This window comes from Bacillus sp. F2HM, from assembly GCF_019266135.1.
GTDB classification, from domain to species: Bacteria; Bacillota; Bacilli; order Bacillales; family Bacillaceae; genus Bacillus; species Bacillus safensis.
On the sequence record NZ_LRMO01000015.1, the window covers coordinates 83,352 to 99,835 of the forward strand.

The following is a 16,484-nucleotide window of genomic DNA, read 5'->3' on the forward strand; positions in this document are numbered from 1 at the left end:
TGCGGGTTTTACTTTATTGCTGCAGCGGCTTCATTGTTTCATCAAGGACTTCAAATGTATAGCCCTTTGCCTTTAGCTGCGTAATTAAGCTGCTTAAGTATTTTGCCGTCGCCGGCTGATCATGCATTAAGATGATTTTTGGTTCTTTTGGATTTTTTGTCTCCAGCACTTGCAGCTGATTTAATACCTCTGGTACATATTTTGAGCTTTTATATTTCCAATCAAGACTGTCAATGGTCCAGTCCCAGTAGACAAAGCCTTTTTGTTTTAAACGTGCTTTTTGCTGATCGGTTAAATTTGGGGTGCTGCCATAAGGTGTTCTCACAAGATGGGTATACTCACCTGTCACAGAAGCCAAAATGCGCTGATCTTCCTTCATCTCGTTAACAGGAGAATCTTTTTTTTGATAAAAGCGTTTCACATCATGGGTGATGCCATGAAGCCCTAATTGATGACCTTCTTGATGGAGTCTTTTCACAGCTGCCGGGTGTTCTTTAATCTGCGGTCCGAGCATAAAGAATGTGGCTTTCACTTGATGCGCTTTTAGCACATCTAACAGCTGATTTGAAGTCGCTGATGGACCATCATCAAAGGTTAAAAAGATCGTTTGATCCGTTATATGTTTATTTGAATTGATCTTAAAATGTGCATCTAATGTTTTCCGAGAAGCATCTTTTGCTTTCATACTAGTGCTTGTGTCTCTAAATTGACTGCTTGCAGATAATTTCGCCGGCTGATCTGCTGCCTGCATATTGGTTTTGGACATATCCCAAATAAAAAAGAGGATCAGTGTCAGAATGACAAAACCAATCGCCTTTGAGAGCAGCATAGTGTTTGAAGGTGCCTGTTTTTTTTTAACCCGTTGCATTACAATCGCTCCAATAAATCAAAAATTTGTGTCGAATCATGTAGTAGATTCTGTCTTTTTCCGCTGTTTTTTGTCATGTTTATATGGTGTCAGTATACAGGAAAAAAGAGCCTATGAATATAGAAGTTGCTAAAAAATTGGAATCTTTTTGGTTATGAATCTATATTTGTTACAATAGAAGGTTATCCATTTCTTATGATGTGAAATAATTCTGAATAATCATTGAAACGTACCCATTTATCCGCTAAGATAGCATCAGATTCAACCATTAATGCAAAGCGAAGGGGAGATTCCATATGAAAATATTGTACAATGGAGATTTCATTGAAAAAAAGGATGCACATGTTGATATTGAGGACAGAGGCTATCAATTTGGTGACGGAGTCTATGAGGTCATCCGTGTATACAATGGTACTTTGTTTACGTTAAAAGAGCATACAGAGCGTCTGTTCAAGAGTGCAAAGGAAATTGGCATTCATCTGCAAGGTACAGTATCTGATATGGAAGAAAAGTTACAACAGCTCGTCGCTCACAATCAATTAACAGATGGCGGTGTGTATATTCAAGTCACGCGGGGTGTCGCCCCTCGTAAACATCAATATAGTGATTCTCTTACTCCTCAAATCACGGCATATACGTTCCAGGTGAAAAAGCCTGTTCAAGAGCAGAAAGCTGGGGCAAAGGCCATTTTATCTGAGGATCTTCGCTGGTTAAGGTGTGATATCAAAAGCTTAAACCTTTTATATAACATCATGGAAAAGCAGAAAGCATCTGAAGCTGGTGCGTTTGAAGCAATCCTTGTGAGAGACGGTTTTGTGACCGAGGGAACCTCCTCGAATGTATATGCCGTGATTGATGGCGTGATTCGTACTCACCCTGCAAACAATCTCATTTTAAACGGCATTACTCGTAGAAAGCTGCTGGAGGTATGTGAGGAAGAAGGGTGTACTGTTGAAGAAACTCGTATAAGCAAAGAAGAACTGCTGCGCGCTCAGGAAATTTTCATCAGCTCGACGACAGCTGAAGTCATTCCGATTGTTGAAATAGATGGCGAGCCAGTAGGGGAAGGCGTTCCGGGCAAGCTGACAAAGCGCGTACAGGAAGGCTTCCAGCAAAAAATTAAACATGAAAGTGAAGCATCGATCTCTTCATAAATAAAAAAGGCTGTAAACTAATGTTTACAGCCTTTTGTGATGCATTTATTTCACAATAAGCACAGGTATATCTGATTTTGCTGATAACTTTTCACTCACACTGCCAAACAGCATTTTTTTCAATCTGCTTTGGTCACGTGCTCCCATGACGATGAGGTCTGCTGATATTTCCTCCGCATATTCGATAATCGCTTCCGCTGGTTCTCCCTCTACAATTTCAATGGCAGCCTCAAACTGCTCCTCATTTAAAAGCATTCTTGCTTCCGCAACGACCTCTTCTGTATGGTCTTCAAAAATCAAGGGACTTTGCTGTTCATCATGAGGTACATATACAGGGGGTGTTTGAAGATCTGCCGTACCGCCGCCGATATAAGCTCCGCCAGTCATTGGGCGCGGCACATCAAACACCTGTCTGTCTGTTTTGTCATCATGTGCATAGGTAACGGTCAGCTTGGCATGTAAGGTTTTAGCTAAAGCGATTGCCTTTTTTAATGCTTTCTTACTGTCTTCATGTCCATCAAACGCTACGACCATCCGATCAGCTTGAAACAATGTCCTCATTCCTTTCAAAAGGAGTCTTTACACTCATGGTATACCCGTTAATAGAAAAAGATACACATGAAGGAGAATGATTTTTGTTAGAAAATTTCATTTATTGAAAAATATTTATTGACAAAATAGTGACAGCCACTATAAGATAAAAAAAGATTCAAGAGCCAAAAGGAGGAAATGTCATGTGCAACATTGGAAGAATGAAATCAAACTGCATGAATGGGTTGATTCACGTGACAATTACACCTTCATTGGTCATGGAAAAGGAACTCGTCTGTTCCAATTGATCGGATGAATCAAGGCGTATGTTGCGTATTTGTCAACATGCGCCTTTTTACATGACGAAAAGAGGCGTACCAGCCAGCTGGTGGCCTCTTTTTTTGTTGAATTCATTTCGCATTTCGAAATAAAGGGATGAAAAACAACAAGTAAATGAAGAGGAGTGAAAGCATGTGAACATGCCAAAATCAAGACAAATGACAAAAGCTCAAAAAACGAAACAAGGTGACTTGCAGGAAAATTTAGAAAGCGGCTAGCTTGAAAAGGAGAGACAAACATGTTTTCAGTATTTGCGAAATTAGGCTGGTTCTTTAAACAAGAGTGGAGGCGTTATACGATTGCTATTACGCTCCTGCTCATTGTGAATGTGCTTGAAATGCTGCCGCCAAGATACCTTGGCCAGGCAGTTGATGACATTCGTTCTGGTCAATTTACAACATCCAGTATTGTGTTTTATGTGACCATTTTTTGCTTACTAGGTGTCGTCGTCTATACACTTACATATTTTTGGATGTATCAGTTATTTGGCGGCGCAAATGTCATGGAGCGTGTGATGCGTGGGAAACTGATGCGTCACTTGCTTAAGATGACGCCTACTTTTTATGAAAAGAAAAAAACGGGTAACTTAATGGCATTAGGTACAAACGACTTGAATGCTGTGGCCTTAACAACAGGCTTTGGCGTTCTGACCTTGGTTGATTCCACTGCTTATATGCTGATGATCTTCTTTACGATGGGGCTGACGATTAGCTGGAAATTAACCTTAATGGCGATTATTCCTATGCCGCTGATGGCGCTCTTGATTGCGTTTTATGGAAGCAAAATCCATGAGCGCTTTACAGTCGCTCAAGATGCATTTGGTGATATGAACGATCGCGTTCTTGAATCAGTGGCGGGTGTCCGGGTCATTCGGTCTTTTGTGCAGGAGAAACAAGATGTCGAACGCTTTCGAGAAATGACAGATGATGTATTTCAAAAAAATATGCGAGTGGCGATCATTGATTCTTTGTTTGAGCCGACAGTGAAATTACTTGTGGGGATCAGCTACTTAATCGGAATCGGCTACGGAGCCTATCTCGTGTTCCAAAGTGATTTAACCATTGGGGAGCTTGTTGCATTTAACGTCTATCTTGGCATGATGATCTGGCCAATGTTTGCGATCGGCGAATTGATTAATATTATGCAAAGAGGAAATGCGTCGTTAGACCGGTTAAATCATACACTCAGCTACAAGCCGGACGTAACAGATGCTGCTCAGCCGAAAACGTTACAAGAGCCTGGAGATATTGAGTTTGATCATGTGACATTCAGATATCCAACCTCATCTAAAGATAATCTCATTGATGTGTCCTTTACCGTTCGAAAAGGGCAGACAATTGGGATTACAGGCAAAACGGGAAGTGGCAAAACGACCATTGTCAAACAGCTTCTGCGCCAGTACCCGGCAGGTGATGGGCAAATATTGCTATCAGGTGTTCCGATCCAAGACATTGAATTAGATCAGTTATTTCAATGGATCGGATATGTACCGCAGGATCATATACTTTTCTCAAAAAGCGTGGAACAGAATATGCGCTTTGGTCATCGTGACGCGAAACAAGATGAGTTAGCACAAGCAATCAAAGATGCTTACTTTGAAAAGGATTTACGCCTTTTGCCAGAGGGTCTGGAAACCATGGTTGGGGAAAAAGGTGTGGCGCTTTCAGGCGGACAAAAACAGCGAATATCCATTGCACGTGCTTTATTAATTGATCCAGACATTTTAATTCTGGATGACTCATTATCTGCGGTAGATGCAAAAACAGAAACCGCTATTTTAGAAAATCTAAGACAAAACCGTCATGGCAAAACGACGTTTATTACAACTCATCGCCTATCAGCTGTTGAACATGCCGATCTCATTCTTGTCATGGAAGAAGGACGCATTGTCCAAAAAGGCACCCACAACGAGCTCATCCAGCAGGATGGGTGGTACAAAGAACAATTTTTGCGTCAGCAGCTAACAAATCAGCTTGAAGGAGGGGATGAGGCATGACAACAGGAAGAAGACTCCTTGCCTACGCACTCCTATATAAGAAAGTATTGTCTGTTGCCTTAATCTTTCTAATGATTGCAGTTGGTGCTGAGCTGACAGGGCCGTTTATTGGGAAGAAAATGATTGATGATCATATTTTAGGTGTAGAAAAACCGTATGTCGAGGTCAATGAAAAGACAGACAAAACCGTTTATTACCAGGGAAATAACTATATACGAAGCGATCGATTAAATAATGGAATGGATTCTGGAAAGCAAATCAATGTAGTGCAAGTCGGGTTCGGTTATTATTTTGTGAATGAGCCGATTCGTTTTGATGGAAACAGAAAAATATCGGGAGATCAGCTCACCATTGATAATGGGAACGAGCGTGAAACCTATGAGGTAAAGCGTTTATCAAAAGAGGAGATTTTCGCTTTTTATCAGCCAGAAATCAGTGGTTTGGTGCAGCTTGTTCTATTTTATCTAGGACTGCTTATCGTTGCGATTTTCTTTCAGTATGGGCAGCATTATTTGCTCCAGAGGATTGCAAATCGAATTATTCAAAAAATGAGGGTAGACGTATTTGAGCACATCCAAACGCTGCCGATCCGATATTTTGATAATTTACCGGCTGGAAAAGTTGTCGCGAGGATTACAAATGACACGGAAACCATTCGTGATTTATATGTAACAGTCCTTGCAAATTTCGTGACGAGTGCTATTTACATGATTGGGATTTACATTGCCATGTTTTTATTAAATGTGAAGCTGGCACTCATCTGTTTGGTCGCAGTACCGATTATTTTCCTATGGTCGATGACTTATAGAAAGTTTGCATCAGTGTACAATCACCGCATTCGTTCGATCATCAGTGAAATCAATGCCAAACTAAATGAAGCCATTCAAGGGATGACAATCATTCAAGCCTTTCGTCATGAAAAAGCGACGCAAGAGGAATTTGATGAGCTGAACAACAATCACTTTCGATATCAGCGAAAGATGCTGCATTTAAATTCACTTCTTTCACATAACTTGGTTAACCTGCTGCGAAATTTAGCATATGTGGCACTCATTTGGTATTTTGGCGGTGCGTCGCTAAGTGCGACAGGCATTGTGTCCATTGGTGTGCTCTATGCGTTTGTCGATTATTTAAATCGATTGTTCCAGCCGATTACAGGCATTGTGAATCAGTTCTCTAGGTTGGAATTAGCAAGGGTTTCATCAGAAAGGGTTTTCCGATTATTAGATGAACCAGGAACAGAAGTGGAAGAACCTGTTCAGAAGAAGCTGGAGGGACACGTTCAGTTCAAAGATGTCACCTTTGCTTATAATGAAGGGAAAAATGTCTTAAAGAACATTACGTTTGAAGCGAAGAAAGGTCAAACGGTTGCACTTGTGGGGCATACTGGTTCTGGGAAAAGCTCGATCATGAACTTGCTGCTGCGTTTTTATGACATTCAGCAAGGAGACATTCTCATAGATGGCGAAAGCATTTATGATCAGTCGCGCCAAACGCTCCGTAAACAAATGGGCATTGTGCTGCAAGACCCGTATTTATTTTCTGGAACGATTGCTTCCAATGTGAGCTTAGGAAATGAAGACATCAAAAGAGAAACGATTGAATCCTCATTAAAGCAAGTAGGTGCCGCAGAGTTATTGAAGCATTTGCCAGAAGGCTTTGATGAACCAGTCGTTGAAAAGGGAAGCACCCTTTCCTCAGGGGAACGTCAGTTGATTTCATTTGCGCGCGCATTGGCGTACGATCCAGCAATTTTAATTTTAGATGAAGCCACCGCGAACATTGATACAGAAACAGAAGCGATCATTCAGCGGGCGCTTGATGTAGTTAAAGAAGGACGAACGACTTTTGTGATCGCTCACCGATTATCCACTATTAAAAAAGCCGATATGATCTTGGTGTTAGAAAAAGGTGAAATCGTCGAGCGTGGCAGTCATGAACAACTCATGCAGCAAGAAGGGCTGTATGCACAAATGTATGAACTGCAAAAAGGTGCTGTTGCAAACAGCTGATGAATAGTAGAAAAAAAGAGCCTCATTCAATTGGAAGAGGCTCTTTCCTTTGCATGAAAAAGTCGAGGGTTCTGTCCTCGACTTTTACTGGTTATATTGTTTGGACAGGCATCATCATCAATAAGCGATGCCGACGCGTTGATGTACAAACTCCTTCGAATTTAACTGCTGATATAAAAAGTGTGCGGTATCTTCAACTGAAATTTTCTTTCCATCTATAGGGAGAAAATCTTTCTCATAGCGATATGACCGTGTCACTTCTCCATCTGGTAAATAGGTTGGACAAATAATGGTCCAATCTAGATCAGTCGATTGAAGGATTTCAAACGCTTTCGCATGCTCTTTAGCTGCTCGGGAAGTGGTCCGTCTTGATTCATTTGTTTCAAAACGGTAGAGCTCCGGCTGCTGCCTTGCTTTTAAAATGCCTGCTGTACCAATTGTAATAATTCTTGATGTATTCGTTTGCTTCATGGCTTGTACGATATGCTCCATTGAAACAGATAATGTATCATCACCATCTGTTGATAGACAGCTCACAACAATATCTGCTCCTTTGATTGTCTCAAGCACATCTTCTCGATTTCTTGAATTGCCGGTGACTTGAAACATACCCGCAAGCATTTCTTCTCGGTTTGTCCGAATTAATGAACGAACCATGCAACGCTCATCTACTTGAACGAAACGAAGAAATGCTTGTCCTACACGTCCATGAGCACCGAAAAGAGCTATTTTCATCTGTTCGATCCCTCCACTACATACTATAAGTGAAAAGAACCCAAATTGGTACAACTTTTATGTGATGCTTTTTTTATAAAGATGAAAGGACCGAATACTATGAGCATATTCACATAATAGAGAGATCCCTACAAATTGTAAAAGTTCAAAGTTCATACCAGAAAAAATGTCCATGAAGATCCGCTCCTTTCTACTACATGATATGAGCTGAAAGGAGTTTGGTGAGGGATAAAAACAAAAAAAGAAGACACCATAAGAGGTGCCTTCTATGATCCAGATATGAAATTAAGCTTTTGTTCCGCCAAGGTTTTGTTGAGCGAAAGACACAAGACGTTTTGTAATTTCTCCACCAACTGAACCGTTAGCACGAGATGTTGTTTCTGCTCCAAGATTTACACCAAATTCAGAAGCGATTTCGTATTTCATTTGATCGATCGCTTGCTCTGCTCCAGGAACTAGTAATTGGTTTGAACTATTAGAATTAGCCATGATGTGATTCTCCTTTTTGTATATGATTTGTTTTTTTGGTTGGGTTTGCTGGAATCGCACCAGCGAAATGATCAAGTCATTTGCCACTTGGCGAAACCCAATGCAGTAACTGCTTTGTACTAAGTATTATGGTTATTTCCGAAAAAAACATACGAAAAAAGTACATGGTAAATGTTGTGTTAACATACAAAAAACCATCACCCAATGATGAGTGATGGTGCTGCTTATATATCTTTTTATTCTGCTGAGCGAATGCGCAGCTCCGTATCCGAATCAAAGAAATGGGCTTTGTTCATATTAATCGCAAGAGGGATAGACTGTCCGGCCTGTACATCGGTACGAGAATCAACACGTGCAATAAACGATTGACCATCGATAGAAGAATAAAGCATCGTTTCTGCCCCCATTAATTCAGCTACTTCTACGTCAGCATGAATTTTTGTGCCTTCAGACGCCTCTATAAATACTGGTTCATCGTGAAAATCTTCTGGTCTGATGCCTAAAATGACATCCTTTCCAATATAGCCTTGGCTGCGTAATACTTTCATTTTTCCTTCTGGTAAACGAATATGAGTTTTTCCAACCGCAATGGCACCGTCAGAGAGCTTTCCTGTAAAAAAGTTCATCGCAGGTGAGCCGATAAATCCACCTACAAACACATTCTCTGGGTTTTCATATACATCTTTCGGCGCTCCTACCTGCTGAATAAAACCATCTTTCATGACAACAAGGCGTGTTGCCATTGTCATGGCTTCAGTCTGATCATGTGTCACATAGATAAATGTTGTTTGCAGACGCTGATGAAGCTTAGAAATTTCAGCACGCATCTGAACACGGAGTTTTGCATCTAAATTAGAAAGCGGTTCATCCAAAAGAAAAACCTTTGCATCACGTACAATCGCTCTGCCAAGTGCAACACGCTGTCTTTGACCGCCAGACAGTGCTTTTGGTTTTCTGTCTAAATATTGCTCAAGCCCTAATATTTTAGCGGCATTTCGAACCCGCTCATCAATTTCTGCTTTTGGAAACTTCCGAAGCTTTAATCCAAAAGCCATATTATCGTATACATTCATATGAGGATATAATGCATAGTTTTGGAAAACCATTGCGATATCCCGGTCTTTCGGCGCTACATCATTCATCCGTTTTCCATCTAACAGAAAGTCTCCTTGTGATATTTCTTCTAGACCTGCAATCATGCGGAGGGTTGTTGATTTTCCGCAGCCTGATGGACCAACAAACACAATAAATTCTTTATCTTCTATATGTAGATTAAAGTTGTCTACTGCTGTTACTTTGTTATCGTATACTTTATAAATTTGATTGAGCATCATTTCAGCCATTAGATGTCAGCCTCCCCAGTTCCTCTTTTTTTGAAAGCGCTTTACTAGTAAATAAAGTGTATAAAATGAGGAAGAGTCTGTAAATGGACAACGTGCACAACATCCTATTTTCATTTTTGGGCAGGGTGCTCATGTCTTCATTCTTTATGAAAGATCGAGTAGAGTCATCATCAAATAAGCAGCGGATGCTTCTGGAAAATGTCGTATATCTAGCCCAGTGCGCTCAATAAATTTATCAATTCGATATTGAAGACTGTTTCTGTGAACATATAACGCTTTTGCTGCCTTGGATGCGTTTAAATTACATTGCATATAGGTCATGAGAGTTCGGTAAACATCCCGGTCAAAGACCGCTTCTTTAAAAGCATCTGAAATAGCATAAGAGAGTGCGGATGCATCATAACAAATGAACGAAGGCAGGCATTGATAAAATGTGGCTGCCCCTGATCTAAGCTTTTCTCGCTGCATATGGTATAAAAATAGCTGTTGTTCATTTAATAACCTCATCTGTAAATGGTCATTTGGCAAATGCAGCTGTCCTTGTATAAAGACTGAGTCTGTTAAAAAATCACTTGTAATAGCTAGAGACAAATCATTTAACTGATCTAATTGACTGTTTTCTGATGTGGCATTTGGTTGAATCAGCATAGCTGTTTCAGGGCCTGTCCATATGAAATGAGTATGTTCGAGGCTGTTATTCACAGCCTCTTTTATTTGCTGTCTTTGTTCTTCTTGATGGATCATTTGAAAATAATAAACACGGACGGGATGTTGAACAGTTAGTGGTTTGTTTTCAAAAAGATAGCTGAACCATTTTTGTTCATCCTCGGTCTGCGCTTTTTGAAATAGATCAATTGGTGTAAGAAAAGAGTTGAGAAGAAGTGTTTCTCTTTCTGAAAGCTCCGATTTGTTTACTCCAAATATTTCACCTTCGTCTGTTTGATACCAAAGAATTTGTTTGTCATGAGTAGGTGTGCTGATGATATGGTCTCCGTAAACAAGTTTTAATTTTTCTAACATGGCGGGGCTCCTTAAACAGTTTAATCATAGACATGGAACAGCATTAATTCGTGGATTTCTTCTTTTAAAGTTGGTTCTACTTCATGGGGCGGAAGCTGAGAGCCCCATTCAATGTCACCTGTTTTGTGGTAGATGCCTTCATAGTGTGCACCATTGTGGAAAAAGGATATTTTCCAGCCTGGCAATTGTGCTTTCTTAAAAAGGGGTTTCCATTGAAAATGAGAAATCATATCATCATTGCCTCCTTGCTTTTATTGATGAAACAATAAACAAACACGACAACACGGAAACAACCTTGAACTTGATTTTATTGTATCTCATCTCATGAAAAGAGCATAGAAAAAGCATAGATTTAAGAGCACTGACATGTGACAAAAAAGCGTCAGTAGACGTTCGCGTGATCTGAAGTGGTGAGTGCCGTTTTTGAAAGGTAAGATGCGTAATCCATGATTCTTTTCCCAATCAGCCATTCTGATTTTTTCAAAGAGACATGCTGGAAAATCTCTCGGCCAGGGCGAGAATTGGCTTCGAACATCCAAATTGCACCTGTTTGATCAATGCCTAAGTCAAAACCGATTTCACCAATATGCCCGGTCATTTTTTTATCTATCACTTGGCTAAGCATGATGGCAGTATGAGAAAGCTGCTGTAAAATCTGCAAACGTTTCTTTTCTTCTGGAAAGACAGCATAAAGTGTTTTCACCGTTCCCCCGTGTAACTGGTGAGTCGTGATGGTATGATCTCCAGAAACCTTTGCTGCTGCTGCTGTGACTGTCCAATCACCTTCTTTATTTTTATTCGTATGAACTCTGAAATCCATCGGTTGATTGTCTATTTGAAGAAGCTCAATGCCTTGTTGTGCAATAAAATCATGAATTGCATGATCCTTTCGCAGCCTCTGAACAAACTGATCTATTGAATCATATGGAATAGAATTTCCGAAATTTGAGGATACAGTGATTCCGTCGTTTTCCTTTTTTAACTGATAAATCCCGTCTCCATGACTTCCGTTTGTTGGTTTTAAGTATATAACTTGATGCAGATGGAGAAGTGTTTCAATTTTACTTAGAGCGTCCACGGGATCTAATTGTACAGAATGTGGGAGAAAGGACCATGTTTTTTCATCTGTTAATAGCTGTTCATGAATCTCCCATTTATTAAAAAAGTAAGGATTGAACCAAGGGATATCATAGTCTTGGGTGAGTTTTCGCTTCGTTTCTTGAATGAGTGCCGACTGAGCAGCTTTTCTATTTGGAAGCCGGTCATAAATGACTGACGGAAGGGGAAGCTGTTTTTTAACCCATGAATCTTCGTGGTACAACAGTCCTTCTACAATTCCTTTTTCCCAATCAATAGAATGTGACCCAAAAAGATAGGCAAAACCAGGATGCTGCCTGAAAGAGTGCAGCAGTTTGATAAAAAATTCTGATCTCGTTCCTAATGGCTGTGTACTTTGCTCAAAACCTGCAGTGAAAATGCCCATCAACGGCCCTATAAAAAGTGTATGGTCAATGATGATCACATCAGCTTTTGATTGGTAAGGAATCAGTAAACCTCTGTATAAATCTTCAGATAATAAAATTTTATTTGGATGCTGATGATAGGAAATGTTGAAGCCATCTACTAAACGAGATCCTAGAGCAAGAGAATAGATGGCATCTTTCTGTTTATAATGGACGGGAAGATGAATTGTTTTTTCACTTGTGAGGTGTGGGGTGATGATGCAGCGCTTTCTGTTCATAAGAAACCTCCTTCGGTTGAGACTTTATCGATTGCGCATGTTCAAGAATGATACGAATCAATTCGTGTTCCTTCTCAGGATAAACTTTTAAAAAAGCGGACCGCCCTGGCTTTGATCTGATATTTGATATGAAAAGTCTGTCTTCACTTGAATGAAGTAAGTCTACTGCGAATTCAAAGCAAGGAGAGTAAGTTTTATCTATATAAGCTGGGAGTGATGCCTGAATGGATGCCATATCATCTAAAAGGAGTTCCTTGATGTGTGGCTGCAATGTATTTAGATAGTGTTCAAAGCCTATCACAGGAGCTGATTTTTGTGTATGACTTAAAAGACTATTTTCTGCAGGTGATTTTGTGTGAATTCCCATGCGTTTCCATTGGTTTTGTGAATCTTTCATAAGGAAAATCTTGATTTCATTGAATAAAATTTCTTTTTGATCATTCGTGTTGAAAAATTGAAGGAAATACCGGCCTGCATATTTTTTGCACCAGCGTTCCAGCTCTGACGTACGAGAAAATGTAATGGTTTGATTGGAACTTAGTTGAACAGTAAATGTTGATTTGCCATCAAAGGAAATGAAGTAAGTAGATGCTGCATGCTGATGGGAGAGAGGCTGCATTCTACAATAACCACCAGCCCCGTACTCCCTTACCATATTGATCAGGTCTGAGGGCTCTTTTAATAAAAAGCAGCCAGGTAAATATGGCTGTGAAGCAGAGAGGAGACGGAGCTGCTCAAATAGCACCATTTTATTTGAAATGCCGGTATTCAAAAAATCTGTTTTTGGATATTTTTTTAGCCATTCCATGATGGGTTTTGCTTTTTTAGATTGTGCGTCATGCCGGTAAAGACATCGGTCATAAATCAAGTCGGGAATCGGAAATTGTGCGTCGGCAAACCCTTGGCCATTCGTATATGTTTGGCCTTGTATCATATTTGAAGCCGGCTTTAAATCAAATGGTGTAAAACGAACAACCTCTAAACGATAAGAAGAGGCAGCTTTGGCGAGCTGCCGTGTGAATGCCTCTTCATACTGCGGAGAAAGGCTCGCAATACCTAATGTTGTCATTAAAAAACACCTTCTTTTCAACTTCTTTTTTTACCATCAAAAAACATTTTTTTATGATTTTACATAAAGCTTACGCTCCTTTATCATTACGACAGATCGCTTGATCATATGTCTCGCTGCATGCTTCATTTGCTTGGGAACTTGACAACAACTATAATACGTATAGATCAAAACAATAAACCTCGGGTGTTGTTTGAAAGGTAGATGACGACTTTGAATATATTCACAACGTTTATCTTTATGATTGTTATCGGCGCAGTCATAGGAGCAGCGACAAACCATCTTGCAATTAAAATGCTTTTTCGGCCTTATAAGCCATATTACTTATTCGGAAAACAGCTTCCATTTACACCAGGGCTTATCCCTAAAAGAAGAGACGAAGTAGCCAAGCAGGTTGGTGTCATGGTTATGGAGCATTTGCTCACGCCAGAAGGTATTCAAAAGCGATTTGAATCATCGGAGGCAAAGCAGGAGATCCTGCGTACAGTCCATCAATATATTGACAAAGGCGCAAATATGGAGATCACCGTATTCTCCCTGCTAGAAAAATTCGGCGTTTCACAGGCTGATGTCAAAGCAGATGAATGGCTCCATCAGTGGTCTGATCAGAAGCTCAAATCACTGCTTGAAACATATAACGAGCAAACTTTATCTGAATTGCTCCCGGTAGAAGTGGAAACCAAAATATCATCAAAAATTCCAGATGCAGCAGATTATATTTTAAAGAGAGGCATTCATTATTTTGAAAGTGATGAAGGCAAAGCCAGGCTTGGCAATATGATTGATGATTTCTTAAAAGAACGGGGAATGCTTGGCAGTATGGTCCAAATGTTTCTAGGGAATTCAAGCTTAATTGATCGTGTACATCCCGAAATCATCAAGTTTTTAAGAAACGCAGAAACAAAAAGATTTTTATCAGATTTACTTGTTCAAGAATGGGACAAGGTGAAGCTATTTTCTCTTCATGAGCTTGATGAAAAATGGAATGTGAAGGAACTTATTTTTAGTGTGAAAAATCAATTGCTTTCTCATTTCTCTACAAAGCTGATATTAGACAAACCAGTTGGAACATATGTCAGTGCTGTAGCGGATGACCTTAAAACACATTTTGCGCCAGTGTTGATTGATAAGGGGATCGAAGCGGCTTCAAATGCTTTAGAGAGTCTGCTTGCAAAGCTGCAATTTGAAGATATCATTCGTGAACAAATTGAACTTTTCCCGCTTGAAAAAATGGAAGAGCTTGTAGTCAGCATCTCTAATAAGGAGCTGAAGATGATAACATTTCTAGGCGGTCTTTTAGGCGGGATGATTGGTGCTATCCAGGCTGTTTTTGTGGCGCTATTCTAAGACAAGCTATAGAAATTTTAATGAATTCATTGTATATATGTGAAACGAAAGCCATAGTTTGTTATAGTGGAGTGGTGTCCGCCGATCATATCGGTGATAACGGATAGAAAGGAGACATAACATGTCTGTAAATCTTTATGATGTTGCATATGACCTTGAAAAAGCATTGCGTCATAGCGAAGAATATTCAACTTTAAGAAATCTTTATGATGAGGTAAACGCGGATGAGTCCTCTAAAAGAATGTTTGAGAACTTCCGTGACATTCAAGTAAACCTTCAACAAAAACAAATGACTGGTCAAGAGATCACACAAGAAGAAGTGGAGCAAGCTCAAAAAACAGTTGCTCTTGTTCAGCAGCACGACAAAATCTCTCAGTTGATGGAAGCAGAACAACGTGTGAGTGTTCTTATCGGTGAATTAAATAAAATTATCATGAAGCCACTTGAAGAGCTTTATGGGAATCCAGAAGAAAACTAATAGAAAGGGCGATGTCATTCGCCCTTTTTTGTTTTATTTTTTCTCCTCAATATCTTTTAAAAAAAGGTTGTCGAAGCACATAAATTCTGCGATAATACTTGTATTGAAAGTGCTTTCAAAAGGCGCTCTCAAGGGACAATTGGGTGCGTTTCACTTGGGATTTATGGCGGTGAGCCAAACGAGAGAGAAGCGCTTCTGGGAGAAACGCAAAGCATCATAAGGGGATCTGATATAAGCAATGCTTTGGTGTGTAAATGATAAGGGGATCATGGGGAGCTTCATCACTCCATTGTAACGCATCCAAACCATACATAAAAAAAAGCCTAGGGGTAGGCTTTTTTTATTTATCCATCTATTCATAACCTGGGGCTCTTTCAACTGCATGTTCTAAAGCACCAAGCTAGGGCATATCCTCATCGTAAGTACAGTCATCAAGAAGGGGGATGCCTCAGTGTCAAAAAAACTACTTGCACTCAATATAGATGGGACGTTACTTCGTTCCAATGGTAAAATCCATTCTGCTACAAAAGAAGCTGTGGAATATGTAAAGAAAAAAGGGGTTTACGTGACGATTGTCACCAACCGGCATTTTCGTTCCGCTCAAAAAATTGCCAAGGCGTTGAAGATTCCAACATCAACCCTTGTGACGCATAGTGGTGCATTTATCGCCGATAAACTCGATGAGCCGCTTCATGTGAAAAAATTAACGGAAGAAAAGACATTTAATCTTGTGCAAATCCTTGAAAGCTTCGATTGTAATGTCCGCTTGCTGCATGAAAAATTCTCGATCGGCAACCGGAAAAAAACGCAGTCTCAGCTGATGGGAAAGACGCTCATTCATCCGTCTGATCCCATTTTCTATCCCGTTCAATTTGTTGAATCGTTAAGTGATATGCTGATGGATGAACCGGTCAGTACACCAGTGATTGAAGTATATTCGACCGCGGAGCTTCAGCCCGAGATTCACAGGACCATTCAACAAGCATTCCCTTCTGTTGATCTTATTAGGATCAGTGATGAGAAAATGAATATTGTATGCAAAGGGGTTTCGAAGGAAGCGGGACTTTCTCTTTTAACCTCTGCACTCGGTTTTACTTTAGAAGATACGGTTGTCATTGGTCATGGAACAGATGACATTCCAATGCTTGAATTGGCTGGTTTAGGCGTTGCTATGGGAAATGCCCCCAATGATGTCAAGCGTAAAGCCGATTGGGTGACGCGCTCGCATGATGAACAGGGTGTGGCTTATATGATCAAGGAATACTTTAGAATGCAGCAAAGAGAAGGATTTTTACATCAATTCGATATTAAGAGATAATACACTGAAGGCCCTGTCAATCAAGAAATGACAGGGCCTTCGTC

Annotated in this window: 15 protein-coding genes; 6 read left to right on the forward strand and 9 right to left on the reverse strand. The window is 40.1% G+C overall.

Annotated elements, in window-relative coordinates:
* Positions 1–13: 13 nt before the first annotated feature.
* Entirely contained in the window at positions 14–868 is an 855-nt protein-coding gene (locus AWT60_RS10445; RefSeq protein ID WP_218677215.1) for a polysaccharide deacetylase family protein, read from the reverse strand.
* Between the two features lie 296 nt (positions 869–1,164).
* Between AWT60_RS10445 and dat the strand changes: the two genes are divergently transcribed.
* Positions 1,165–2,022 (forward strand): D-amino-acid transaminase, encoded by an 858-nt coding sequence (gene dat / locus AWT60_RS10450; RefSeq protein WP_056766053.1) that lies wholly within the window; start codon positions 1,165–1,167, stop codon positions 2,020–2,022.
* Positions 2,023–2,067: 45 nt separating this feature from the next.
* On the opposite strand, the gene AWT60_RS10455 is transcribed toward dat, so the two are convergent.
* Positions 2,068–2,574: a universal stress protein gene (locus AWT60_RS10455; protein WP_218677216.1), complete on the reverse strand. Its 507-nt coding sequence runs from the start codon at positions 2,572–2,574 to the stop codon at positions 2,068–2,070.
* Between the two features lie 556 nt (positions 2,575–3,130).
* Between AWT60_RS10455 and bmrC the strand changes: the two genes are divergently transcribed.
* Both bmrC and AWT60_RS10465 read left to right on the forward strand, forming a co-directional pair.
* Complete coding sequence (gene bmrC, locus AWT60_RS10460; protein WP_034282232.1) at positions 3,131–4,888, forward strand: multidrug ABC transporter ATP-binding protein BmrC; 1,758 nt, start codon at positions 3,131–3,133, stop codon at positions 4,886–4,888.
* Positions 4,885–6,900: an ABC transporter ATP-binding protein gene (locus AWT60_RS10465; RefSeq protein ID WP_044333755.1), complete on the forward strand. Its 2,016-nt coding sequence runs from the start codon at positions 4,885–4,887 to the stop codon at positions 6,898–6,900. Before bmrC ends, AWT60_RS10465 begins: the two co-directional genes overlap by 4 nt.
* Positions 6,901–7,017: 117 nt before the next feature.
* Here AWT60_RS10465 and AWT60_RS10470 read toward each other — a convergent pair whose 3' ends face one another.
* The 7 genes from AWT60_RS10470 to AWT60_RS10500 form a co-directional block, all read right to left on the reverse strand.
* Positions 7,018–7,635: an NAD(P)-dependent oxidoreductase gene (locus AWT60_RS10470; protein WP_218677217.1), complete on the reverse strand. Its 618-nt coding sequence runs from the start codon at positions 7,633–7,635 to the stop codon at positions 7,018–7,020.
* A gap of 285 nt (positions 7,636–7,920) precedes the next feature.
* The gene (locus AWT60_RS10475; RefSeq protein WP_024425744.1) at positions 7,921–8,124 is read right to left on the reverse strand and encodes an alpha/beta-type small acid-soluble spore protein; all 204 of its coding nucleotides are present in this window, start codon (positions 8,122–8,124) and stop codon (positions 7,921–7,923) included.
* A 236-nt stretch (positions 8,125–8,360) separates the two neighbouring features.
* A complete protein-coding gene (locus AWT60_RS10480; RefSeq protein ID WP_218677218.1) occupies positions 8,361–9,467 on the reverse strand; it encodes an ABC transporter ATP-binding protein in 1,107 nt (368 codons plus the stop codon).
* A gap of 144 nt (positions 9,468–9,611) precedes the next feature.
* Positions 9,612–10,487, reverse strand: coding sequence for a helix-turn-helix domain-containing protein (locus AWT60_RS10485; RefSeq protein ID WP_218677219.1), 876 nt, complete (start codon positions 10,485–10,487; stop codon positions 9,612–9,614).
* Positions 10,488–10,507: 20 nt separating this feature from the next.
* Positions 10,508–10,717, reverse strand: coding sequence for a YheE family protein (locus tag AWT60_RS10490; protein ID WP_003211787.1), 210 nt, complete (start codon positions 10,715–10,717; stop codon positions 10,508–10,510).
* A gap of 152 nt (positions 10,718–10,869) precedes the next feature.
* Positions 10,870–12,228 (reverse strand): YheC/YheD family endospore coat-associated protein, encoded by a 1,359-nt coding sequence (locus AWT60_RS10495; protein ID WP_218677220.1) that lies wholly within the window; start codon positions 12,226–12,228, stop codon positions 10,870–10,872.
* On the reverse strand, positions 12,185–13,297 hold the full coding sequence (locus tag AWT60_RS10500; RefSeq protein ID WP_218677221.1) for a YheC/YheD family protein: 1,113 nt from the start codon (positions 13,295–13,297) through the stop codon (positions 12,185–12,187). Before AWT60_RS10500 ends, AWT60_RS10495 begins: the two co-directional genes overlap by 44 nt.
* 213 nt (positions 13,298–13,510) lie before the next feature.
* Between AWT60_RS10500 and AWT60_RS10505 the strand changes: the two genes are divergently transcribed.
* The 3 genes from AWT60_RS10505 (at position 13,511) to AWT60_RS10515 (ending at position 16,440) form a co-directional block, all read left to right on the forward strand.
* Positions 13,511–14,644: a DUF445 domain-containing protein gene (locus tag AWT60_RS10505; RefSeq protein WP_125587322.1), complete on the forward strand. Its 1,134-nt coding sequence runs from the start codon at positions 13,511–13,513 to the stop codon at positions 14,642–14,644.
* A gap of 121 nt (positions 14,645–14,765) precedes the next feature.
* The gene (locus tag AWT60_RS10510) at positions 14,766–15,122 is read left to right on the forward strand and encodes a YlbF/YmcA family competence regulator (protein ID WP_024425750.1); all 357 of its coding nucleotides are present in this window, start codon (positions 14,766–14,768) and stop codon (positions 15,120–15,122) included.
* Between the two features lie 451 nt (positions 15,123–15,573).
* Entirely contained in the window at positions 15,574–16,440 is an 867-nt protein-coding gene (locus AWT60_RS10515) for a Cof-type HAD-IIB family hydrolase (RefSeq protein WP_039177545.1), read from the forward strand.
* Positions 16,441–16,484 lie beyond the last annotated feature (44 nt).